General features: G+C 37.4%; 23 protein-coding genes. 10 read left to right on the plus strand and 13 right to left on the minus strand.

All coding sequences use genetic code 11. The features are described from left to right. Positions 1-180 precede the first annotated feature (180 nt). The 4 genes from rsmA to IO90_RS04455 all read right to left on the minus strand — a co-directional run bounded on the left by rsmA (position 181) and on the right by IO90_RS04455 (position 5,804). Positions 181-954 carry a 16S rRNA (adenine(1518)-N(6)/adenine(1519)-N(6))-dimethyltransferase RsmA gene (rsmA, locus tag IO90_RS04440; RefSeq protein ID WP_034964390.1) on the minus strand — a complete coding sequence of 258 codons (774 nt, stop codon included), beginning with the start codon at positions 952-954 and terminating at the stop codon, positions 181-183. A 175-nt stretch (positions 955-1,129) separates the two neighbouring features. After that, positions 1,130-2,254, minus strand: coding sequence for a lactonase family protein (locus tag IO90_RS04445; protein ID WP_034964392.1), 1,125 nt, complete (start codon positions 2,252-2,254; stop codon positions 1,130-1,132). Between the two features lie 64 nt (positions 2,255-2,318). After that, positions 2,319-4,634 carry a DUF5686 family protein gene (locus IO90_RS04450; protein WP_051878284.1) on the minus strand — a complete coding sequence of 772 codons (2,316 nt, stop codon included), beginning with the start codon at positions 4,632-4,634 and terminating at the stop codon, positions 2,319-2,321. Positions 4,635-4,691: 57 nt separating this feature from the next. Further along, the gene (locus IO90_RS04455; RefSeq protein WP_034964394.1) at positions 4,692-5,804 is read right to left on the minus strand and encodes a lactonase family protein; all 1,113 of its coding nucleotides are present in this window, start codon (positions 5,802-5,804) and stop codon (positions 4,692-4,694) included. 156 nt (positions 5,805-5,960) lie between these two features. On the opposite strand from IO90_RS04455, the gene IO90_RS04460 reads away from it, so the two are divergent. Continuing rightward, a complete protein-coding gene (locus IO90_RS04460) occupies positions 5,961-6,605 on the plus strand; it encodes a uracil-DNA glycosylase (RefSeq protein ID WP_034964746.1) in 645 nt (214 codons plus the stop codon). 190 nt (positions 6,606-6,795) lie between these two features. Here IO90_RS04460 and IO90_RS04465 read toward each other — a convergent pair whose 3' ends face one another. Both IO90_RS04465 and IO90_RS04470 read right to left on the minus strand, forming a co-directional pair. Further along, positions 6,796-7,218, minus strand: coding sequence for a hypothetical protein (locus IO90_RS04465; RefSeq protein WP_131450819.1), 423 nt, complete (start codon positions 7,216-7,218; stop codon positions 6,796-6,798). An 8-nt stretch (positions 7,219-7,226) separates the two neighbouring features. Further along, on the minus strand, positions 7,227-7,715 hold the full coding sequence (locus IO90_RS04470) for a DUF456 domain-containing protein (protein ID WP_034964400.1): 489 nt from the start codon (positions 7,713-7,715) through the stop codon (positions 7,227-7,229). 83 nt (positions 7,716-7,798) lie between these two features. Here IO90_RS04470 and IO90_RS04475 point away from each other — a divergent pair, with 83 nt between their 5' ends. From IO90_RS04475 to IO90_RS04515, 9 genes are all read left to right on the plus strand, one after another. Beyond that, positions 7,799-9,058 (plus strand): mechanosensitive ion channel family protein, encoded by a 1,260-nt coding sequence (locus IO90_RS04475; RefSeq protein ID WP_034964402.1) that lies wholly within the window; start codon positions 7,799-7,801, stop codon positions 9,056-9,058. Positions 9,059-9,087: 29 nt separating this feature from the next. Then, positions 9,088-9,807 (plus strand): pyridoxine 5'-phosphate synthase, encoded by a 720-nt coding sequence (locus tag IO90_RS04480; protein ID WP_034964403.1) that lies wholly within the window; start codon positions 9,088-9,090, stop codon positions 9,805-9,807. 338 nt (positions 9,808-10,145) lie between these two features. Beyond that, a complete protein-coding gene (locus tag IO90_RS04485; RefSeq protein WP_034964404.1) occupies positions 10,146-10,922 on the plus strand; it encodes an alpha/beta fold hydrolase in 777 nt (258 codons plus the stop codon). A gap of 73 nt (positions 10,923-10,995) precedes the next feature. Continuing rightward, the gene (locus IO90_RS18290; protein ID WP_051878286.1) at positions 10,996-11,937 is read left to right on the plus strand and encodes an alpha/beta hydrolase; all 942 of its coding nucleotides are present in this window, start codon (positions 10,996-10,998) and stop codon (positions 11,935-11,937) included. Between the two features lie 71 nt (positions 11,938-12,008). Continuing rightward, positions 12,009-12,269, plus strand: coding sequence for a hypothetical protein (locus IO90_RS04495; protein ID WP_034964407.1), 261 nt, complete (start codon positions 12,009-12,011; stop codon positions 12,267-12,269). After that, complete coding sequence (locus tag IO90_RS04500; RefSeq protein ID WP_034964409.1) at positions 12,266-13,276, plus strand: NAD-dependent epimerase/dehydratase family protein; 1,011 nt, start codon at positions 12,266-12,268, stop codon at positions 13,274-13,276. The genes IO90_RS04495 and IO90_RS04500 overlap by 4 nt, the downstream gene beginning before the upstream one ends. Continuing rightward, the gene (locus IO90_RS04505) at positions 13,276-15,036 is read left to right on the plus strand and encodes an AMP-dependent synthetase/ligase (protein ID WP_034964411.1); all 1,761 of its coding nucleotides are present in this window, start codon (positions 13,276-13,278) and stop codon (positions 15,034-15,036) included. Before IO90_RS04500 ends, IO90_RS04505 begins: the two co-directional genes overlap by 1 nt. Before the next feature lie 134 nt (positions 15,037-15,170). Then, positions 15,171-18,029, plus strand: a complete 2,859-nt coding sequence (gene gcvP, locus IO90_RS04510; RefSeq protein WP_034964412.1) for an aminomethyl-transferring glycine dehydrogenase — start codon at positions 15,171-15,173, stop codon at positions 18,027-18,029. A 331-nt stretch (positions 18,030-18,360) separates the two neighbouring features. Beyond that, complete coding sequence (locus IO90_RS04515) at positions 18,361-19,782, plus strand: OmpA family protein (RefSeq protein ID WP_034964414.1); 1,422 nt, start codon at positions 18,361-18,363, stop codon at positions 19,780-19,782. Positions 19,783-19,849: 67 nt separating this feature from the next. On the opposite strand, the gene IO90_RS04520 is transcribed toward IO90_RS04515, so the two are convergent. The 7 genes from IO90_RS04520 to IO90_RS04550 all read right to left on the minus strand — a co-directional run bounded on the left by IO90_RS04520 (position 19,850) and on the right by IO90_RS04550 (position 24,667). Beyond that, positions 19,850-20,968, minus strand: coding sequence for a prolyl oligopeptidase family serine peptidase (locus tag IO90_RS04520; protein WP_034964416.1), 1,119 nt, complete (start codon positions 20,966-20,968; stop codon positions 19,850-19,852). 62 nt (positions 20,969-21,030) lie between these two features. Beyond that, complete coding sequence (locus tag IO90_RS04525) at positions 21,031-21,843, minus strand: helix-turn-helix domain-containing protein (protein WP_034964418.1); 813 nt, start codon at positions 21,841-21,843, stop codon at positions 21,031-21,033. 148 nt (positions 21,844-21,991) lie between these two features. Continuing rightward, positions 21,992-22,420, minus strand: a complete 429-nt coding sequence (locus IO90_RS04530; protein ID WP_316931168.1) for a YdeI/OmpD-associated family protein — start codon at positions 22,418-22,420, stop codon at positions 21,992-21,994. A 170-nt stretch (positions 22,421-22,590) separates the two neighbouring features. Beyond that, positions 22,591-22,920, minus strand: a complete 330-nt coding sequence (locus tag IO90_RS04535) for a DMT family transporter (protein WP_034964422.1) — start codon at positions 22,918-22,920, stop codon at positions 22,591-22,593. A 7-nt stretch (positions 22,921-22,927) separates the two neighbouring features. Continuing rightward, on the minus strand, positions 22,928-23,584 hold the full coding sequence (locus IO90_RS04540) for a hypothetical protein (RefSeq protein ID WP_034964424.1): 657 nt from the start codon (positions 23,582-23,584) through the stop codon (positions 22,928-22,930). 91 nt (positions 23,585-23,675) lie between these two features. Beyond that, on the minus strand, positions 23,676-23,987 hold the full coding sequence (locus IO90_RS04545; protein ID WP_034964426.1) for a putative quinol monooxygenase: 312 nt from the start codon (positions 23,985-23,987) through the stop codon (positions 23,676-23,678). A 2-nt stretch (positions 23,988-23,989) separates the two neighbouring features. Next, entirely contained in the window at positions 23,990-24,667 is a 678-nt protein-coding gene (locus tag IO90_RS04550) for a type 1 glutamine amidotransferase domain-containing protein (protein WP_034964428.1), read from the minus strand. Positions 24,668-24,705 lie beyond the last annotated feature (38 nt).

Below are 24,705 nucleotides of genomic sequence, written 5' to 3' on the forward strand. Positions count from 1 at the left end.
CAAAAAAGGATGCCGTTGCAATCGGGGCTAGTGGATTTGTAAATCAATTGAAATTTTGTCAGAAACATCATATTTGTCATTCCCGTAGGAATCTAAACTTAACTGTCGAGATTCATATGGAATGATAATATTGCGTTTGAATTATAGTTTTAGCTGAAACTGTAAATCTAGAATTCAAACCTACAAACTATTCTTCCATTCATTCGTAAAAGCAATAAAATCCGCAACAGACAATTCCTCCGCACGAATATCAAGAAAACGATGAGATTGCATATTTTCAGGAATGCCAAGAACTTTCAGAGAATTGCTCATTTTCTTCCGTCTCTGTCCAAATCCAGCTTTCACGATTTGTTTGAAGAGAACTTCATTTCCTTCCAATCCAGGTTTCAGATTTCGCTTCATTCGGATAACGCCGGATTTCACTTTTGGTGGCGGATTGAACACATTTTCGTGAACCGTGAAAAGATATTCCACATCATAATAAGCCTGGACCAAAACCGACAAAATTCCGTAATCTTTTGTTCTTGGAACGCCGGAAGTTCGCTCGGCAACTTCCTTTTGGAACATTCCGCTCATTTCCGGAACGTATTGGAAGTTGTCAATGATTTTAAATAAAATCTGAGACGAAATATTATAAGGGAAATTCCCAATCACTGCCAGTTCTTCGCCATCAAAAACCGCTGGAATATCAGTTTTTAGAAAGTCGCCAACAAAATGCTGTTCTTCTAATTTTGGGTAATGTTTTTTGAGATAATCGATGGACTCGTTATCGATTTCCGCAACGTAGGTTTCAACGTCTTTTTCCAGAAGGAATTTTGTGAGAACGCCCATTCCTGGTCCCACTTCCAAAACTTTTTTATAACCTTCCAAAGAAAGCGAATCTACAATGTCACGTGCGATATTCTGGTCTGTAAGAAAATGCTGACCAAGGTGTTTTTTTGCTCTAACGTCCAATTCCGATTTTTTGCAAAGATAAGGTAATTATCGTCAATGTTCGAACTTGAGAAAAATGGAATCATACTCTAAAAAGTCTTCGACTCCGCTCAGACTGACATTCTTAAAATATTTAGTATTAGAGATGTCACACTGAGCGGAGTCGAAGTGCTTTACTATTAAGATTATTTTAAAATTAATACATCTTAATTTTCACACAAGTTGGATGATTAATTTTTACCGGTTTTCCCACTTTTTTCAACAATCCTGTTTGCAGATTTCTTTTGAAAACCGTTACGTTTTGAGAGTTAACATTCGTCACAATAATGAATTTCCCAGTTTCATCTATCGCAAAAGTTCTTGGATGTTTTCCTTTCACAGATTGATATCCGACAGATTCCAAAGTTCCATCTTCCTTGATTTTGAAGATTGCAATATTGTTTTCTTTGCCTCTGTTGCTCGCGTATAGGAATTTTCCGTCTGGCGAAATGTGAACGTCGGAACTTTCAAAACCTTCTTTGATTTTGTCTGTATGCGTCGCAATTCTCTGGATTTCTTTCAGTTTGTTTTCCGAGAAATCGTAAACAGAAATCATTCCAGCCAATTCTTCAATCGAATAGACCAATTTACCGTCTTTGCTGAACGTGATATGTCTTGGTCCGCTTCCAGGTTTTGTGTTGATGAATGTACTCTGACTGTCTATCAAAGGTTGTTTCTGAGTGGCATCAAATGGATATTGTAGAATTTTATCAGCGCCCAAATCTGCAACAAGCACAGTCTTGTAATCTGGCGAGAAAACCGCAGAATGTGTGTGCGCTTTGTCCTGTCGTTTCGGGTCAACACCGCTTCCTTCTGTGAATGTAAAATGTTGCGCTATCGAATCGATTTTTCCATTTTCAAGAATTGGGAAAACTGAAATCGTTGGAATGTTGTAAGTCGCATTAATGAGCCATTTTCCACTTTTATCAACATTCACATAGACTGGATTTTCGCCTCCAGTTTTTTGTTGATTTAGGAAAGTCAATGATTTTTTGTCCGCATCAAAAGCGAAAGCGCTTACTGTTCCGCTTGGCATTTTGGCGTCGGATGAGGCGTAAACATATTTTCCATCATTGGAGACCGTGATGTAGCCTGGATTGATGACCTCGGAAGATGAAGTGACCTTCGTTAATTTTCCGCTTTCTGTATCGAGTTCATAAACATAAACCGCTTCCGAACTTTTGTCCCAATTATAAGAACCGAAAAAAACAAATTCTCTCTGAGAATAAAGACTTGTGAAAATTAAAAAACTTAGAAATAGACTGACTTTTTTGAAATTCATTGGGATGGATTTAGAGGATTTTTGTCACAGATATTTTTTTCAAATCTGATACTCAACAAATTTCCTAAAAATTCGCCTGAAAACCAAACTGAACGCCAAATTTTCTAACCTCGGAAGTCGCAGAAGTATTGTTATTAAGGTAATTTCCTCTCCAGTTGAAATCCAATCTCAACAATCTGAAATTCCCCCAACCGATATTCTCAATCCCGAAACCATATTCGTAGTAAGGTTTTTCTGGTGCGGTTAGTTTGATATTTCCAGCATTCATATTGATAGAGCCTTGTTTCAAACTTCCAACGCCGGAGCGGAAAAAGGCAACTTCACGCAGTTTCAATTTTTTGATTAATGGAATCTGAGACAAAATCTTGCCGTTGAAATGATGCTCCAAAAACAAAACCGCGTAAGAATCTGCGACAAATTCATAATAATTCATCAAAGAAAAAACACCTCGCACCAAACCGTACGATTGGTTGGCAGGCAAAACATTTTGCAAAGCCAAAGGCAAAGATTCAAAGTTTTTACCAGCTTCTACATTGGCAAACATTCGTCCCCAATTTCCGAAAAGAATCGGCTGAGCATAGTAAAATTGAAGTTTGTTGTAGTTGAAATCTGAATTAAAAATATCTTTGAAACCTTTGGTATATTTCAAAATGAAAGTTGGATTCGTAGCCAAAGCCGTCATCTCATAACGTTCGACACCGTAAGTCGAGAATTTCGCGCCAGGTCTAGCCATAATGCTGAAAACCACTCTCGTATCATCCAATCTGGAAAGCACATTTCCATTTTTGATATAATCGATATTAAATAAACTAGAATCTGCGGAAACAATCGTTTGCTGAGTTGCATCTACTCTAAGTTGGATGTTTTTCCAAGGTTCGATGCTCGTGTAGAAATTACTTTGATTCACGGAACTCATACTCGTTGTTTCGCCACTGTTCAAAACAGAGGACGAAGCGAATGAACGTGTCATAATCCCCTCATCAGTCGTCAGTTGCACGCCCAATTGTAAAACATCTTTTCTGTATCCAGCACCGATTTGGAAACGGTCGTTTTTGTTGAACATATATTTTGCCTCGCCACCATATTTCCATTTTTGGTCTCGGAAACCATAAGCAGTGTATGCTTGGATTCTCCACATATCGTGCTTTCCTCGGTAAGTTCGTAAACCGCCTCTCAGTCTCACGCCTTCTATATCATTATAACCAAAAGACTGAAAAATATTCCCGAAATCTATACCGCTATTTCCAATGTGAATAAAACCGGAATTTCCAATTTCAACGATTTTTACAATTTTTTTATACTTCGGATTATCAGCTAATTCGTCGTACATTTTATAGATGTTGCGGTCGTTTTCGGTAAGTGCTTCGGTTCTGTTGTTTTCCCAAAAATTTTCGTCTTTTGCAACGGCTTCATCTTCTGGGATAACAATTTTGTTGATGAAATCATCAGCAATGCCTTTGTCAAATTCATATTCCGAATAATCTGCAATCCGCCGTGCAATCACAGATTTTGCTTCTTCCTTGTTATTGGTGACGAGATGAAGGATAGTTTCATTTCTGGTCGGAATAAACGTCGAGTCGTCTGGATTGTCAAATTCCAAATCCGTTGAAATATTTTTAACGAAGTTGATGTTAATTTTTTTGTTCGTCTGCATTTCCACTTTCATCACGTTGTATTTGTCCATCGAAATGTACAATCTACCTTTCAAAGCTAATGCGTCGGGATTTTTTGGCGTAAATCTGATTTCGTAACTTCTTACGGTATTGATTTCAATCGTATCCGTGATATTATAATCGAAAACACCGAAACCATCGGTGGAAACAGGACTCACGAAGCCAATATTCAGATAATTGATGGTATTATCATAAATATTGATATCACGATACATATTCTGAATCGTCTTAGAAACGATTTGATTATTCTTCAAGCCAGATAGTCTTGTGGCAATCAAGTCTTTACGTTCTTTTTTTGGGTCGTTTTTTCCGTAGGTCTGGAAAATACTTTCGGTGATGAAAATTGGCAGAACCGCTTTGCCAGCTATTTCCGAAGAGTCATTGTACTTGAATAGAATAGAATCCATTCCTTTGAAAGCTCTTTTTTTAGTAAAAGCGCTGTCGATATTATCCAGTCGGAAATCGATTTTCTCGTAAGTTTTGTATTTGTAATCCTTATGAAGAAGCAATCCGTTGGATTTTTTCTTTTTCCAAACTTCGCGCATAATGGCGTAAGCAGGATTCTCTTTTTTGTTTTTATATTTCTTAACGCCTTGGATGACAACGTTTTCGATTTCGTTTTCTTTTTCAGTCTGCGAAAAAAGCAAACCAGTCACAAAAATCAAGAAAAAAGAGAGAATAAATTTTTTATCAAGCATCGATTTCATCTGGCATTAACCTTTTAATAACTTTTTTTTATTTTAAATATTGTATCGATGTAAAAATTATTTTCCTTTTTCATAAAATACGACATTCACAGGACTGCAAACAGGAATCGACTTTTTCGTAGGTGTCAACATTCCGGTTTTCAAATCGCGAGCAAAAATATTAATTCTATTTGTATCCTGATTCGCAATCAAGACTAATTTGTTATTCGGACTGATAGCGAAATTTCTAGGATTTCTGCCTGTCGTTTTTATTTGCTGAATTTTCTCGACTTTTCCATCTTTTAAAATCTTAAATGTAGTGATGTCATCCGCATCATCTCGGTTGGTGACGTAAGCAAATTCTTCATTGTCAGTCAAATGGATATCTGCCACTCGAAATTTGAATTTCACTTTTCTGGACAATAAAGTCTCTTCCTGAATCAAATCAATTTTCCCGGCATCAAAACTCAAAACAGAAAGGTCGCCACTCAATTCGTGAACCAGATAAATGAGATTTCCTGATTTGTTGAATGTAAGGTGTCTTGGTCCAGAGCCTTTTTTCGCATCAAATTCACCAATTTTGTCAAGAACTTTTTCTTCGTTTGGATGATATTTGAAAACGTAAACTTTGTCCAATCCCAAATCGGTCGCCAATAGAAATTGATGATCTGGCGAAAACTGAACTTGATGGATGTGCGATTTTTCCTGACGTTTCGGATTCACGCCAACGCCTTCGAATTCGATGTTCTGAAAAACCTCAGACAATTTTCCATCTGCCAAACGTTTGAAAACATTGATGCTTCCGCCAGAATAATTCGCAACAATCACATTGTCTTCATCGGAAATCAGGAAACAAGGATCTTCGCCTTGGGTTTTTCTTTCGTCAATTTTAGTTAGGGTTCCTTTAGTTTCGTCAACAGAAAAAGAAGTGATTGTACTTTTTTCTCCATTTTCATTAACGGAAAAAAGGAATTTTTTGTCTGGACTCAAGCTTACAAAACTAGGATTGATAATTTCTTGGGTCTGAAATTTCAATTGGTGTTCATATGTATTTTCATCAAAATCGAAAATGTGTATCCCACCGCTGTTGCACTTTTCACTGTTGGTGTAAGTGCCTATAATTATCGTGTTTTGTGCTGAGGAATTGATCATAAATACGATTGAAAAGATAAAACTGCTCCAGATTTTCATTACTATTGTTACAAAGAAAATTGTATATTTTGCGCGAATTTATCACATAAAAAATTAAGCCAAACGATATTTGTGATTAATTAACTTTATTTGAAGGAAAAGTCAGCAGATTTGCATGAGTCGATTTCTAAATTTAATTTTGCTCAAAATCTTGTTATGACTTGGACGGAAGTTTTGAAACCTATTAAGGAAAGTGCTTATTTCATCAATCTTTGGGAGAATGTAAAATCGGAATTTAATTCTAAAAAATGTTTTCCGCCAACGAAGCAGATTTTCCGTGCTTTGGAACTCACGGAATTTGAAGATGTGAAAGTGGTGATCATTGGGCAAGATCCATATCATAATGATGGTCAGGCAAATGGACTATGTTTTTCCGTCTCAGAAAATGTGAAAGTACCGCCATCTCTCAAAAATATTTTCATCGAATTAAAAGATGATGTCGGTGTCGATAGAAAAAACAACGATTTGCAGGATTGGGCAAAACAAGGCGTTCTCCTTCTGAATGCGACTTTGACCGTCCAAGCACACGAACCGAATTCCCATAAAAACATCGGCTGGGAAACTTTCACAGATTTTATCATCAAGCAAATTTCTGATGAGAAGGAAAATGTGGTCTTCGTGCTTTGGGGCGCATTTGCACAGAAAAAAGCGTCATTGATTGATCAGAACAAACATTTTATAATTCAATCCGCACATCCATCGCCGTTTTCTGTTTACAGAGGGTTTTTTGGAAGTCGTCCGTTTTCCAAGATCAATAATTATCTGTTGGAAAAAGGAAAAAATCCAATTGTTTGGGGATGATTTTGGGTTTGAGAGTGGGAGAGTTTGAGTATTTAAGAGCCTGTTTAAATTTCATCAAAATTATTTTCCCCGACCCTAGAGGGAGTAATTTTGATGAAATTTTCAAGGCGTTTTTCCACCCTTTAGGGTTGGGGAAAAGAAAAATGCTTTGAAAATTTTATTTTTTAATCATTTTTAAACAGGCTCTAAATTAATTTTCTTTTTCGTATTTCAAAGTTACGGACTGCGTTTCTGGTTTTGCACCAGGTTGCGGTCTTAGACTTTCCAAAGAAAATTTGTAGCCTGAAAAACTGAAACTATTCACAATGTTGTTTTGAAGAAAATCTCTGGTTCCAATTTTAAAATTGGCCTTTTCAGTTCCAGAAGTAGCTTCCATTTCTACAACGGCAATTCCTTCCCAAACACAGGTCACATCAACAGGACAACGACTATCTTCAATGACTTCATAAAACTTCAAAGTGATTTTCGAATTCGGAATTTTAACCTGTTTCTGATGATTGATTGTAACCATATTATTTGTTGAAACAGTTGTGTCAGCTTGTTGTGATTGCGTTTTGCAGTTGCTCATCAAAAGCAAAAGTGGAAGTAGGAAAAGTGTTTTGTAATTCATCATTTTTGTTTTTAAAAGAAAATATAATAGCCAACCACCAAAAACATTGCCAGCCCAACCATCAAGTTAAATCCAGTTCCGTAAACGAAGCCAATAAAAGCACCTTTCATAGAGTTGAAAGCCTTTTTTCGATCGCTGAAATCGTGAAGCAATTCACCAACTAAGACGCCTAGTAGCATTCCAATCAAAAATCCAAACGGAATCGGGATGAAAATCAATCCCAAGATTGTTCCCACAAAAGAACCGACACTTCCGTAGCGCGTTCCGCCATATTTTTGGTTTGTTTTTGCTGGGATGACGTAATTTAAAACCGTGGAAACGATGGTGAGCAATGCAAATATCCAGACGTAGATCATCGGCATTTCGTTTTCTGTCCCGAATTTGAAGATCAAAAGTCCGCAGATACTAAGCAGTAATCCTGGCAAAATAGGTAAGAATGTTCCCAAAAGCCCTACGAAAAGGAGAGCTAATGATATGATGTTGATTAAAGTAGAATCCAATTTTATAATTTTATTAAAAATACAGTTTTCAAATCTAAGCAGAAAATTTATTATCCTTAAATTTGTTGAAATATTTTGTCTTAATGAAAAATGAACTAAAAGATTACAAAGATTTTCTGCAACTCATCAGCGATGAGATTCATTTTTTCTGCAAAGATTTCTTTCCTGATGAGTTTGTTCTTACAACCCAAATTACCTTCAAGTTTTTATTCTTGATAATTCTCCTTTTTGTAGTTTCATTTATCTTGAGAAATGGTATCAATCTCACATTCAAATTCTTTTTTGATAAAGAAAAATATCCTGTGATGAAGTCCATTTACAAAGCAAAAGTGACCAATTCCGTGGCTAATATTTTATCATTGGGCTTCGGTAGTTTTGCCTATGTTTCAATCTTTTACAGACATCCAAAAAGTATGACTTTTTTAGAGAGATTGGTGGGTATTTTACTTGTGCTCGTAATTGCCAATATGGCTTTTCGTTTTATTAAGGTTTTACAAAATTATTATCTGATTCAAAAAGATTATTATAAAATAATTGCTATCAACTCGATATCTCAAACTGTTAGAATCTTTGGGACATTTATATTTAGTGTCATTGCAATTTGTGTTCTGTTTGGAATTAGTGGCAGTACAGTTTTAGGAAGTTTGGGAGCGATCACGGCTGTTATGGTTTTAGTCTTTCGAGATACGATTCTTGGTTTCGTAACAGGAATTCACGTAGCAACTTCAAAAAATCTAAAGGTTGGCGATTGGGTCGCAATTCCTAAATATACGATCGAAGGTAATATTGAAGATATAGATTTGCTCACAACTAAGATTAGAAACTTCGACAAAACACTTTCCACGATTCCAACCTACGATCTGCTGACAACGGAAATCAAAAATATGCAGGTGATGTCCGAAACAAACACCCGAAGAATCAAGAAATCGATTGTCTTCAATATCAAATCATTTAAGTTTTTGGATGACCAATTGTTCGGAGAATTGCTGAAGATCAATTTGATTCACGATTATCTTTTGGAGAAGAAAAAAGAGATAGAGCAGGAGAAAGCAAACTTGATCAATTCGGACGAGATCATCAATGGACAACAGCTAACGAACATCGGAACTTTCAGAAAATACGCGATGAGCTATCTAAAAAACAATCCGAATATCGACCAAACAGGAACCGTAATGGTGAGGCAAATGGAAATCACGCCACAAGGGATGCCTTTGGAGATCTATTGTTTTGCAAACGATTCAAAGTGGGAACATTTTGAGCAGATCCAAGCAGATATTTTCGACCATCTTTTGGTAGCGTCCAAAGAGTTTGACCTCGAGATTATGCAGGTTCACAAAATTTAAAATTAATTATCATTCATCAATAATCAATTATGACAAAATTAAGTGTCAATATCAATAAAATCGCAACGCTCAGAAATGCCCGCGGTGGCGATGTGCCAAGTGTGACGCAGGTCGCTTTGGATTTGGAAAGATTCGGCGCGCAGGGAATCACCATCCATCCAAGACCAGACGAACGACATATCACCAGAAAAGATGTGTACGATTTGAAACCTTTGGTGAAAACGGAATTTAATATCGAAGGCAATCCGCACAGACCTTTCATCGATATGGTTTTGGAAGTAAAACCAGAACAGGTGACTTTGGTTCCGGATTCTGATAATGCGATAACGTCCAATGCTGGCTGGGATTGCGAGAAGAATCTTGATTTTTTGAAATCTGTTATTTCTGAATTTAAAGATGCCGGAATTAGAACTTCAATTTTTCTAGACCCAAATCCAGAAATGGTGAAATTCGCCTCCGAAACTGGCGCAGATAGAATCGAACTTTACACGGAAGCTTACGCGAAACATTATTTTCAAAATAAGGAATTTGCTGTAGAATCTTATTTTAAAACCGCCGTTGTGGCGAGTGAATATGGTTTGGGAATCAACGCCGGACACGATTTAAGTTTGGAAAACCTGAAATATTTCGCAGACAACATTCCGAATCTTTTGGAAGTTTCCATCGGTCACGCTTTGATTTCTGAGGCTTTGTATTTGGGATTAGAAAATACGGTTCAGGCGTATTTGAAGCGGTTGGCGGTTTGGTAAAATAAATGGACGAATTAAAGCATTTTCTTAAGTCAAGAAAAGTAGAATTAATAATTTCAGCAATATATTTTGGAATGGAACTTTGGCAGTTTGTTCAATTTATCCTAGGGATTTGTTTTATGGAGAATGGTCTTTATCGGTATTAATTTGGACGATGCCCGTTACAATATTGAGTTTTAGATATAGATATGCAGAAGCAGATTATCTGATTCCTGTTTTAATAATTCAGTTTGTAATGTTTGTTTTAACATTTCTATTTTTATGCTTAATATCGTCTTTATTCAAATCTATTTTTACAATTAAAAAATCGAAATAAGTTTTACTTATCTAAAAATTAAATGAAAATATTACACTCAAAAATATACGGAGAAGAAAGAACAGAAACGCCACTTTTGGTTTTTCACGGGTTGTTCGGAATGTTGGATAATTGGGCTGGTTTTGCGAAGGAATTCGGGGAATTTATGCCAACGCACATTCTGGACCTTCGGAATCACGGGCGCAGTTTTCATTCAGAATCGATGTCGCACGATGATTTGGCCAATGACATCCTCAATTATATGGAATCTCATAACATCGAAAAAGCCAATCTTCTAGGCCATTCGCTCGGTGGAAAAGCGGTGATGCAATTCGCTATCAAATTTCCAGAAAGAATAAATAAATTGATCGTTGTCGATATTTCTCCAAAAGCATATCCGCCACATCATCAAGGAATTATCAAAGCTTTGCAATCTGTAGATTTCACGAAAGTTGAGTCCAGACAAGATGTAGAGAAAGTTTTAGGCGAATATATTCCTGAGAAATTTGTAATCCAATTTTTGATGAAAAATCTCTATTGGACAGAAGATAAAAAACTGAATTGGCGATTTAATCTTGAAACTTTAGCCGAAAAATATACAGAATTTGTTTCCAACGCCATCAAGTTTGGGATTTTCAAAGGACCAACTTTATTTGTTGTAGGAGCCAATTCGAATTACATTTTGCCTCAGGACGAGTTACTCATCAGACAACAATTTCCGGATTCAAAAATCATCAAGATCGCCAACGCGGAACATTGGGTTCAGGCAAATAATCCTGTCGACTTCAATTCTGCGGTGAAAGATTTTATTTTATCATAAATAATTGCATTTTAATTCAGATTTGATAATGGTATAAGCCTTGTATTACCGGATCTGAATTAAAATTATTTTTATGAAATGGAAGTTGTCCATCATCCTGATTTTGTGTTTAACGTTTTTCAAATCTCAGAACACGATTTCCGAGGTTATGAAAATTCCGGATGTTGCGTACACAACTTCTGATTCCATCGCCCACAAACTGGATATTTATCTACCTCAAAAATCTGATAAAAAATTTCCCGTTCTTATTTTTCTCCACGGCGGAGGCTGGATTGGGGGCGACAAAGCGTTTCCCGAAAAATATTATATGAATGATTTCGTGCTGAGATTTGTTCAAAATGGTTACGCCGTCGTGAGTGTCAATTACACTTTGCTGGACAAAAACACAAATTTTCCATTGCCTGTCGAGGATTCCAAAGAAGCGGTGAGATGGATTCGGGCAAATTCGGCACAGTACAATTTTGATGACAAAAACATAGGGATTTTGGGCGCTTCTGCTGGCGCGCAGATTGGAATGCTCGTGGCTTATTCTAATGATGATCAATTTTCCGCCAATAGCCGTTTTCCCAATTATTCCTCCAAAGTCAATTACTTTATAGACTATTTCGGACCGTCAGATCTCAACAAACTATTGCGCACAGAAGAGGCGGGTTTCAAAATTTTTCTTTTCAAACTCATATTTCCGAAAATCTATACAATGCGAAACGATATGATTCGTGGTTTTACAACCAAAGATATCAAAGAACAGAAACAAGACGCCATCGACGGTTTGAAAGTTTATTCTCCTGTAACTTACATCAATGAAAATTCGGTTCCTACTTTGGTGATCCACGGAACCAAAGATAGAATCGTTCCCTTTTCCCAGTCCGAAATATTGAAGAAAAAACTCGACGAAAATAATGTGAGAAATGAATTAGTTCCTGTTGATAAAGGAGATCACGGACTGAATGAAGAATCTGGACACGAATTGATGTTGGAGAAAACATTGGAGTTTATGAAGCAAAACACGCATTAATTTCCTGATAGATTTCAACGTCCGGATACGAGATTTTTTACTGAATTAAATTATCTTTGTAAAAATCTTTAATGAAAAAATATCAGGAGACTGTTTACAAGGTCATTTTGTTTTTTTCGGCGCTTGTCAACCTATTTTTGATAGGGCTTTTGTTCTTTGTTCTCAGAGATTCACTTTCCGGACGGGGTAATTATTTTTTGATTTTGGAAGGCAGAAGTTTGTGGTATTTTGTAGGAATCATAGTGGTTTACTCGATTGCCAATTCTTATCTATTAGTTAAGTTTTTCAAAAGACCGATAGAACTTGAACCTGAAAAATCCATAGAAGAATGATATTAATTACAGGTGCAACCGGCATTTTGGGACGCGTGATCACTTTGGAACTTTTGAAAAAAGGAAAGAAAGTCCGCGCGACAAAACGAAAGACCAGCAATCTGGAAGATGTTCGGAAATCCTATCAATTTTACACAGATCAGCCAGATTTTTACTTTGATCAGATCGAGTGGGTCTATATTGATTTTGAAGATCAAGATTCTTTGGAAACAGCTTTGAAAGATGTGGACGAAGTTTATCACTGCTCGGCAAAAGTAAGTTTCAACCCGAAAGAAGAAAAAAGTCTTTATAAAAATAATTCTGAAGCAACAGAAAAGTTGTTGTTTTCAATCGATCCTTCGAAAGTTAAAAAGTTCCTTTTCGTAAGTTCCATCGCAGTTTTGGATGGTCTTAATGACGCTGGCGAGATGGACGAGAATTCTGATTTCAATTCGAAGCTCGATCATTCCAATTACGCCATTACAAAATATCTTTCCGAGATGGAAGTTTGGCGCGCATCGGCAGAAGGTCTGAACACGGTCATCATCAATCCGGGCTTGATCATCGGTTCCGGAAACTGGAATCACAGCAGTGGAAAACTTTTCAAAGAAATGTCGAACGGTTTCACTTTTCCAGGATCTACAGCTTATGTTGATGTAAGAGATGTGGCGAAAATTGCTGTCGAATTAATGGAAAGATCCGTCTTCGGACAACGTTTTGTTTTGACATCCGAGGTTGTAAAATACAAACATATCGCGGACAAAGTTCGAAAGTATTTCGGCAAAAAACCTGCGACGATGATCTCGAATTCCATTCTAGATGTGCTTCCATTTTTCTCATCGATTTTCGGTTGGTTCATTCCAATTCTAAAATTGGGCAACAAGACCAACGTCGAAACCATTAAATCCGATTCTAAGGTCAGCAACCAAAAAGTCCGTGAAACTTTGAATTACGAATTCATTCCAATTGATGAAAGTGTGGATTTTCATCTGAAAAATTATGCGCAAAGCATTTCAAAATCAAATTAATGAACATTGCAGAATTTCTGAACAAGAACACCAAACGATTTCCACAGAAAGCCTCTGTAGGATTCAAAAAAAATAACGAGTGGAAGGAACTGACTTGGGCACGTTTCAAGCAAATGGTTTTCAAAACCGCAAACGCCCTTGTGGAAGCTGGTGTCAAAGAAAATGACAAAGTCGCCATCTACTCAGACAATTCTCCGGAATGGATGATTATGGATCTAGCAGTTTTGTCCGTTGGTGCAATTACAGTTCCAATTTATTCTACAAACGGAACGGATCAGGTGGAATATATCATCAACCACGCAGAACCAAAAATCATTTTGACTGGCGACCAAGAGCAATACGAAACTTGTCATCAATTACTCGATAAAACCACTGGCGTTGAGAAAATAATCTCTGCAAAAAAGACATTTACGCTAAAAGATCGCTCCATATTTTTAGAAGATTTCATAGCTAATACTTCAGAAAAATTTCAAATCGTTTCGAAGACGGAAGACGATTTGGCGACAATCATTTACACGTCTGGAACTTCAGGAGTTCCGAAAGGTGTAATGTTGACGCACGGCAATTTCCAGAAAGCATTTGATGCACACGTGGAATTTTTCGATTTTAAGGATTTTGAGAAAGAACAATCGATGGCGTTTTTGCCACTCAGCCACGTTTTCGAAAGATGCTGGACTTTGTTTTGTTTTTCTCAAGGTGCCAAAGTTAGTTTCCTCGAGAATCCAAAACTGATTGCAAACGCCCTTCAGGAAGTGAAACCGACGACAATGTGTTCCGTTCCGAGATTCTATCAAAAAATTTACGCTGGCATCAACGAAATGCTTGTCACAGCGTCTCCAACCAAGAAAAAAATCTTTGCTTGGGCGATTGAAACGGGAACGCAAGTTTCGGAAAGAAAAAGAAATCAGCAAAACGTTCCTTTTTTATTAAATCAAAAATATAAGATTGCGAACGCCTTGGTCTTTAATAAAATCAAAACAAAATTGGGCGGACGACTTTGGTTTATGCCTTGTGGTGGTGCGTCTATTTCTAAGGAAGTGACTCAGTTTTTCGATGCGATGGGAATTCATATTACCGTTGGTTACGGGATGACGGAAACCACTGCGACCATCACAGCTTTTCCTTTTACAAGATACAAATATGGAACGGCTGGAAAGCTGATCGGTGATTCTCAAATCAAGATCGGGGCGAATGACGAAATTCTCGTGAAAGGTAGTGGCATAATGAAAGGCTACTACAAAAATCCTGAAGAAACAGCAAAGATTTTTACCGAAGATGGCTGGATGAAAACTGGCGATGCGGGGATTTTGGATAATGAAGGAAATCTGACCATCACGGATAGAATCAAGGATTTGATGAAAACTTCAAACGGAAAATACATCGCGCCTCAACCGATTGAAAATATGTTTTCCAACAACAGTTACATCAACCAAATTTTGTTGATTGCGGATGACAAACCGTTCGTTTCTGCTTTGATCGTCCCAAATTTTGAAACGCTCGAGGAAAAATTGAAAACAATGAATATTCCTTTCACAAGTTGGGAAGACATCGTAGAAAATGAAAAAATAAAATCGTTCTACCAAGAATTGATTGACGGCATTCAAACCCATCTCTCTGGTTTTGAGAAAATAAAGAAATTTATCCTGATGCCAGCGGATTTTGAAATCCAAAGTGGAGAGATCACACCGACCTTAAAAATCAAGCGAAATATTGTAATCGAAAAATATGCAGACAAAATCAATTTGATTTATAACAAATAGCTTTTGGAAATATGTTTTCGGTAACGAATGATATGGTAGCGATAGATTTTATCAAATTTTGGAGCCAATAGATATTTCTAAAATTGATTAAATTTACAAACCTTATAATAAGAATCTAATTTGAAGTTTTATAAATGAATACACAACAATTCGTAAATCGTCACATCAGCCTTAATGAGTCTGATAAAGCGGAAATGCTGAAGAAAGTAGGAGCAGGAAGTATAGAAGAATTAATCTCACAAACCATTCCCGATGCCATCCGATTGGAGAAGGACTTGGACATCTCCGAGCCACTTTCTGAGTACGAGATGCTTTTGCATTCCAAAGAATTGGCATCTAAAAACCTGAACTTCGACAACTACATCGGTTTTGGTTATCACAACACGATCTTGCCTTCTCCGATCCAGAGAAATATCTTGGAAAATCCGAGTTGGTACACAGCTTACACGCCTTACCAAGCGGAGATTGCACAGGGAAGATTGGAAGCTTTGCTTAATTTCCAGACTGTCGTTTCGGATTTGACTGGTTTTCCTTTGGCAAATGCTTCATTGCTTGATGAATCTACGGCGGCGGCAGAAGCGATGCACATGTTCTTCAACAACAGAACGAAAGACCAAAAGAAAAATAACGCTTCGAAGTTTTTCATTTCGGATTTGGTTTTGCCACAAACGATTTCTGTTCTTAAGACAAAGGCAGAAGGTCTTGGCATCGATGTGATCGTAGGAAATCATATCAATCACCAGTTCAACGATTCTTATTTCGGTGTTCTACTGCAATATCCAGGGAAAAACGGAATTGTTTTAGATTACACAGACAATATTACTTATTATAAAGAATTCAATCTTCAAGTGGTTGTAGCTTGTGATCCGATGGCTTTGGTAAAGCTGAAATCTCCTGCTGATATGGGCGCAGATTGTGCGGTCGGAACTTCCCAAAGATTCGGGATTCCGATGGGTTACGGTGGTCCTCACGCGGCGTTCTTCACTTGTAAAGAAGATTATAAAAGAGATATTCCGGGAAGAATTATCGGGGTTTCGCAAGATATGTACGGAAAACGTGCGTTGAGAATGGCGCTTCAAACCAGAGAACAGCACATCAAAAGAGAAAGAGCAACTTCCAATATCTGTACAGCTCAGGTTTTACTTGCTGTTATGGCTGGAATGTATGCGGTTTATCACGGACCAAAAGGTTTGGAATTCATCGCCGATCAAATCCATTATAAAACCAATGCTTTGGGCGATGCGCTGAAAGTTTTGGGTTATGATATCGTGGATGAGCCAGTTTTTGACACAGTGAAATTCAGATTGCACGAGGAGGAAAAATCTTCTTTGAGAATGAAAATGAGAGATCAGAAGATCAATCTTAATTATTTCTCTCAAGGTATCATCAGTATTTCATTAAACGAAACAACAACAGTTGACAAACTAAACCAATTGATCGAGGCATTTGCCCAATTCAAAGGGAAACAAGGTTACAAAGTGACTTTGAAAGAAGAATATTCTATCCCAGCAGAATTGTTGAGAGAAGATAAGATCCTTGAGGAAGAAGTTTTCAACAAATACCATACTGAGACGGAGTTGATGCGTTACATCAAACGTCTGGAAAGAAAAGATCTGTCTTTGACACATTCTATGATCTCGCTTGGATCTTGTACAATGAAACTGAACGCGGCAACTCAAATGATCCCGCTATCTTGGGGAGAATGGGGAAGTGTTCATCCATTTGTGCCAACTGAGCAAGCAGGAGGTTATCAGGAAATGATCAAAGAATTGGAGAAAGATTTAGCAGAAATTACTGGTTTCGCTGGAACTTCTCTTCAGCCAAACTCTGGTGCGCAAGGCGAATATGCCGGACTAATGGTCATCAGGGAATATCATAAAAACAGAGGCGAAGGTCACAGAAATATCGTTTTGATTCCACAATCTGCACACGGAACCAATCCGGCTTCTGCGGCAATGGCAGGAATGAAAATCGTAGTGGTGAAGAATCTTGAAAATGGAGAAATCGATTTTGAAGATTTCAAAGCGAAAACAGAGCTTCATTCTGAGAACTTGTCTTGTGTGATGATCACTTATCCTTCAACTTACGGATTCTTCGATGCGAATATAAAAGAAATTACCAAACTGACGCACGAGCACGGCGGACAAGTCTATATGGACGGTGCGAATATGAATGCGCAAGTTGGATTCACAAGTCCTGGGAATATCGGGGCAGACGTTTGTCACCTGAATCTTCACAAGACTTTCGCGATTCCTCACGGTGGCGGTGGCCCTGGAGTTGGCCCGATCTGTGTGGCGGAGCATTTGGTTCCATTCTTACCAACCAATGCAAATATCCAAATCGGTGGAAAAGAAGCCATTGAAGGGATTTCTGCAGCACCTTATGGTTCTGGATTGATTTTGAATATTTCTTACGCTTACATCAAAATGTTGGGAACTTCTGGTTTGAAGAAAGCAACTGAGCACGCAATTCTAAATGCTAATTATCTGAAAGAAATCTTAGCTGAGCATTTCCCAATCCTTTATGCAAATGACAAAGGTAGAGTAGCACACGAATGTATCGTAGATTTCCGTCAGTTCAAATCTTTGGGAATTGAAGTGGCTGATATTGCAAAACGTTTGATGGATTACGGTTTCCACGCACCAACAGTGAGTTTCCCTGTAGCTGGAACATTGATGATAGAACCAACCGAGTCTGAAAACAAAGACGAGATCGATAGATTTGCGGAAGCATTGATCAGCATCAAAAAAGAAATTGATGAGATTGCAAACGGTGATGCAGACAGAGAAAACAATGTCTTGAAAAACGCACCTCACACCGAGCAGTTGGTGATCTCGGATTCTTGGGACAAGCCTTATGGAAGAGAGAAGGCCGCTTATCCATTGGATTGGGTGAGAACTCACAAATTCTTTGCTACAGTTGCTAGAATCGATGAAGCTTATGGCGACAGAAATCTGGTTTGTACTTGTGAGCCGATTGAAGCTTATATGTAATTAGGCTATTGATAATAGACAAGAGATGAAAGATATTTGATTCTCTTAAAGTTTTATAAAATTATAAACCCCTCAACTGATTGAGGGGTTTTTTGTTGCTTCTTGATTTCTCGCAAGTCAAACATTGGTTTTTATCAATGTTTATCAAAGAAAAGGGTTAAATATCTATTTTGAATAATTAAAAATAATAGATATTTATTTTTATTGGTATGGTAATTGGATAAACGTTCGCACATCAAGTAGTAACCCTTTATTAATCGTGGAATAATAACATTTATTTCCATACTACTATTTGTGAATAAAACGTAAATAAACAATTAAAATTATTTTTATGAAATCAAAATTAGCTATTTTGTCGTTGGCCTTGGCGTGCCCGGCAGTGATGTTCTCGCAAGAAATGATGCAGACGACTTCAACTACAGAAGTGGTAGAAACTACTCCACTTAATTCTGATCCAAGATTCAACAGCTGGTCTGTTTCATTTGGTGGAGGTGTTCCGTTAATGCAAAATGCCGATCTAAAATCTGTGAGCAATGGTAATACACTCGTAGGTTATTCGGCTTACTTCAGTATCGACAAAGCCATTTCTCATGCATTCGGATTGAAATTACAATACGACCGTGGTGAAACAAGACAAGGTTATTTCAACACGAAAGATGCAGCGCCTGCAAATGCGGCGGCTAATCTTCAAGCTGGAGCAAGAACTCAATATGATGCGATCTCATTATTAGGTGACGTTAATTTCTCAAACCTTTTGAGAAGAGTTGATAGCAAAGCAGATTACAGATGGGCAATCCACGGATATGCTGGTGTAGGGGTTTTAGCTTACAGAGCTTATCAGAAAGACGAATTTGGACAAAGAATGATGACTGAGGTTAAACCATTCAAATTCAATTCATTGTTTGGACAAGCTGGTGCAGGTTTGAAATACAAAATTACGAACAGAGTAGATATCGAAGGTAGATTGATGTATGTTGTGACTGGAGATGATGCATTCGACGGTGGCGGTAGCGATCAGTACAGTGCTATCAACAGAATCAGTGCTAAGACTTCTGACAATTTCTTCAATGGAACTTTGGGTCTTACAGTTCATTTAGGTAAACACAGCTCAAGCCTAATGTGGCATGATCCTTTGGAAGAGGTTTACAACAAAGTGGATGAATTGGAAACTAAAATCGATAACATCAAATTGTGTAAAACAGGTGATGCTGACAATGATGGGGTTTGTGATGATTGGGACAGACAACTTGATACGCCAGCAGGTGCAAGGGTTGACGGTTCTGGTGTAGCATTGGACGTTGATTTGGATGGCGTGATCGATCTTTATGACAAATGTGTGACGGTTCCAGGACCAGTTGAAAACGAAGGTTGTCCAGTGGTAAGCAACAGTGCTGTCTCTACTGACGAAACTATCGCAAACGGTGTTGAATTTGATTTGAATTCTGATAGAATCCTACCAAACAATACACCTATCTTGAACAGTGCTATCAGCTACATCAACTCTACTGGTGGAACTTACACTGTAATCGGTGCGACGGATACAAGAGGAACTGAAGGTTACAACCAAGCGTTGTCTGAAAGAAGAGCAAACAACGTAAAACAATATTTGATCACCAATGGTGCAGATGCATCAAAATTGGAAGCTCAAGGAAACGGTAAATTGGATTTGAAATATCCAGAGTGCGACCCAGCATCAAAATGTCCTGAGTGGAAAAACAAAGCTAATAGAAGAGTGTATTTTAAAGCAAAATAAATTTTACAATTCTATCACCCGAGACTGCCATTTTTTTGGCAGTCTTTTTTTTGTGTTCCAATTGCGATCATTTTTCTTTGATTAATTTTCCTAAGATGTCAGATAAAATTTCTTGACCATTCTCATTGTAGATCAGACCATGGCTTCCTTCATCAATGGTTTCGAAATGCCAGTTTTTATTTTGATTTTTTAAGTAGATGCTGTTCACGTCTTCATATTTGAAAACGTCATCATCTTTTGCATTGATTGAATATAAAGGCTCTGAAATGTTTTTAAAATCAATGGCTCCAATGTTTAATTTTGGCATTGCAGAAATAGAGAAGTAGCCTTTGTACGGCATTTTTTTCTGTGTAGCAAACCAAAAGGTTGCCGTTCCTCCGTTTGACATTCCTCCAAGGAATAGATTGTTCTTATCGATGTTGTATTTCTTCTGAACTTCTTTGGTGATTTCCACTACATTTTTAAACGCTTCTAATTGGTCGACCCATCCAAAATCTTTTTTTGCAAAAGGATAGATGATGATGGTATTGTGATTTTCTCCGTATTGGAAAATTGGCTCTTTTACAATGTCCGGATTTTCGTGGTAATAATTTGGAATACTATTTACGCCACCATGCAAATAAACAATGGCTTTCGTTGCTGTTTTTTCTAAATATTGTGAAGGGATATAGACCAGATAAGGAACTTTTTCGACACCTACTTCGGAAAAATATAGTGAGTAACCTTTATTTGCTTTGATTGATTTTGAGGAAACTGCATTGTTTTTGATCGTGTCGACCCATTCCTTGCTTTTTGCTTTTGCTATATTTTCTTTTTCTATCAATGCTGTCTTCATGGAAGAGATCAGCTGTTCCCATTTTTCTGTATTGTGTAGGATCACCAGATTTTCATCTTGTAGCAAGTAATCTATTTCTCCATTTTTTAAACCTAGACCCTTGTTTTTAGCCTCCGTCAGCCAACTAAAGGCTTTCTCTTTATTTCCACACTTTACGGCAGAAACGGAACCATAGTAATAATCGAAGTAGGAACTGTTTTCAGGACTTAGATTTTTCTCCAAAATCTTAAATGCACTACAATAATCCTTCTTCTGTATAAAAGATGCAGCACTTTCAAGTTCATTTTGATAAGATTGGGCAAAGCTGAAAGTTGTAATGGATAGCATTGCAAGCGTGAAGAGTTGTTTCATTGGTCATTTTTCAGCAAACATAACCTATTTTGAAGTTCAAAACTTGTAAAAATGGGACATCTTTACTTTTTAAAATGCCAAAAAAGATCCTCCTTACCAATCATAGAACCTTTGTTGAAAAAATCTCTGGGCGTATTGTCTGTAAAGTTTTTGTAAACTTTGTTGAGATGCGACTGGTCTGAGTATTGGAACTCGGAAGCGATCTGTGTAAAGTTCTCTGTGGTATTTTTGGACAATTTTTGTTCGATGGTCTTCCGGAACAATATGATCTGATGAAATCTTTTGATAGAAACCCCAATATTTTGTTTGAATACTCTATTGATGTGTTTTCTACTGATATTAATCGTTTGCGATAGCTTTTCAACATGGAAGTGGTGCGGTTCTCCAAAGATAGCATCAAGACTTTTTTCAACGATAGGATTTGAAATCTCTTTCAATCTAAGGTATAGGAAATTATCTAGTAGATCAATCAGTTCCGAAATATCTTGGGTAGCAAATAAGTTATCCATCTCTTTTTGTGAGAAGAATTCATAGTTTGTTATCCAATTAGAAAAGTGAATGTCTCTGTAAAACTGATTAATCCCAAATGGTCTGAAAACAATGACGATGCGATGGACTTTGCCAATTTGTTTTACATTGAGAGTCTTTTCACGCACCGGCACAAAGATCTGGAGCGGAGCAGCATTCTCGTTGAAGACAATGGCCTCTTTGTTTGTATAGATGTTTGATTTGTATAAGGAGATTGTGTTGTTATAATGGGGGAAGCATTCATATTCCGTGACCGTATTATTTTCTTTGATGTCCAAATAGTAATAGTCAATATACCTTTTTACTAAAGCATGTTTTGGTTTGAAGGTCTGGAATATGTTTTTCATTTGTGTTTTGCGATTAGTTTTTAAGTCAGCTAAAAATAATGAAACTTTTCAAAAAATAAAACTTTTTTGCTATTGCAAATATTGTTTGCTAATGATCATTATTATATCACAAAAAGTAAAAATGGGAATCTGATTGGTTTAATTACTATCAAAACTGCTTTGGCTTCACCTTCCTCCCCGCACATTCCGCAATCTCCAAAATCCTTTTCTGTCTGGTTTCAGGCCTTTTCGCACTGATGACCCAGTAAAGCATCATTTTCTTGACGGATTTGCTGAGGCTGTGGAAAAACTCGGTGGCGTTTGTTCTCCTGGAAAGTTCGAGCATTAAATCTTCGGGGATTAGGAGTTCTTCCACGCTATCCAGAATTTCCCACGAGCCGTTTTCTTTGGCAATGGTAATGCAGTCCAATCCGGCTTGGAACATTCGGTTTTCGGCGGTGAGTTTTTCTATTTTTTGTTTGTTGATTTTGGACCAGGTACTTTTCGGTTTTCGCTTTCCGAAATATTGGATGGAAGATTTATCGTCCAGTTTTTTCTTGAGGCTATCAATCCAACCAAAACAAAGCGCTTCATCCACAGCATCGCTCCAACTGACAGATGGTTTGTCCGATTTCTTGTTGTATTGAACCAGCCAAATTCCATTATCGCGCGTGTGATTTTTGATGAGCCAATTACGCCATTGCTCGGGCGTTTCGGGGTAGAAAGTTTCTTGAGTTTTATTTAGATTTGTTGGCCATTGATGAGATATTAGTGCGTCGCCGATTTTGAAAATAAATTAATGACCAACACGCCGACGATGATGATTGCTATTCCTAAGATGGCTGGCAAATCCAATTTCTGTTTGAAAAAGAAAACGGAGACCAAAGCCGTCAAAACAATTCCCAATCCCGTCCAAATCGCGTAAGCCACACCCAGCGGAATCTCCTTGATGGCGTGGGAAAAGAAATAAAAGCACCCGGTGAATGCAATGATTGTAATCAGACTTGGCCACAGTTTCGTGAAGTTTTCCGACCGTGCCAGACAACTTGTTCCTAAGACTTCCAGACAAATTGCCAATCCTAAAAATAGATATTTCATTTTTGATTTATTGTTTGATTTGATTGATTTGCTCCTGCAATTCCAAAAACATAAAGTAAACGATCGGAATATAGATCACGAGCGCAACAATTAGTGGTACTACAAATGATCTGCCTTTGTATTTCAGTTCTTTTGGTTGAGATTTATCCCTGATGAAAATCAAAATTGCGGAGCCAATGGCAGATAGAAAAAGTGGTAAAAATCTACTTTTGCCAAAATGATAATCTAATGTTTCGATGTAATTCAATAATAAAACCTGACCTGCGGAAAACAAGATTCCGAATGAAGCGGAGATCACAGCCACTTTGTTGTTCTTCAATCTAACAAAATTGATAGCCTGCAAAAATCCACCAAAGAAAACACCGAAAAGAATACTGAAAATCCAAATCACTTTGTTGGAATACAACTCGATCGCAGATGGATTTTCCGTCATATTTTCATCCCACGCTTTGTAGTATTTATGTTTTTCATCGGTTTCCGCTTGGGTTTTCTCGCTGATCATTTGTTCGATCTGAAGTTTTTCGCTCTCTTCAAAAACCCTCCCTCGCGATTGTAGAACTTCGTAAGCATAAGTGATGGCTGGCGCAACGAATTTACTGTCCGATTTGATATAATTTTCTAATTCTCTATCACTGAGTTTTTCAATGACTTTTTTGTTGACCATCTTTATCTATTGTTGAAAATTTTCCCAAACGAAAGTAATCAAAAAAAGCTGAAGTTTTCACCCCAGCTTGTCATCTAAAAAATGTTTTTTCTTATCCTAAATCCAACTCAGAAGCCAAAATAACTTCTCTGTTTTCCAACAACGGAATGATTTGTTTCACTGCAATTTCCTGATAATGATTCGAATTTTTATGAACTTCGATGCTCGCCATATCTTTATAGCTTTCGTTTAATATCAAAGTATTGCTGTCAGAATTGTCTTGATAGATTTTATAAAATATATTGCCTTCTTCATTTGTACTTTTTTCAATCAATGATGGAAGTAAATCCAAAACGGTTTGTAGTTCTCCATTCTTAACTTGCCATTTGGCGAAGATGAAAATAGGTTGACTTTGATTTTCCATAATTAATTTTTTTGATTTAATGAAGCCACAATTTTCTCTCCAACACCTCTCGCAGATTCAGGGTTTTGACCTGTCACAAGATTTCCGTCTGCAATGCTGTGTGCTGACCAAGCGGTTTCTGCGTGGAAGATGGCACCTTGTTTTGACAGTTCGGTTTGAAGGTCAAAAGGAACATCGGCAATCGCGTACATTGATTCTTCTTCCGTGGTGAATGAGGTGATGTTTTTTCCATCAACCAAATATTTTCCGTTGCTCAATTTTACATTTAATAATGAAACTGGACCGTGACAAACGGCGCCTACAACTGCACCGCGTTCGTAAGTTTCGGCAAGTACTTTTTTCAAAGTCTGATGTTCCGGCATATCGACCATCGGAGCCAATCCGCCTGGCGTGAAAACAGCGTCATAAACGGTCGTGTCCACATAGCTTAGTTTGGTCGCTTTCTGCATTTCTGCCCAGCCATCACCAGTTAAAAATTTCAAATTGCCCGGGTCGCCGGCAAGATCCAATCCGTCAAGGTAAGGTGTTTCACCAGTCAATGAAGCGAAATCGATTTGGAATCCTGCCTTGTCAAAATCTGCGTATGGATGCGCTACTTCTGGTAAGAATGTCCCGGTTCTTCTGTTGTTTGGTCCAATTGAATTTGCGTTGGAAACAATGATTAAGATTTTCTTTTTCATATCTTATAATTTTAATTGTTATTGATTTTGTTTAAAAT

The sequence above is a fragment of the Chryseobacterium sp. FH1 genome, assembly GCF_000735135.1.
In the GTDB taxonomy this organism is placed as follows: Bacteria; Bacteroidota; Bacteroidia; order Flavobacteriales; family Weeksellaceae; genus Epilithonimonas.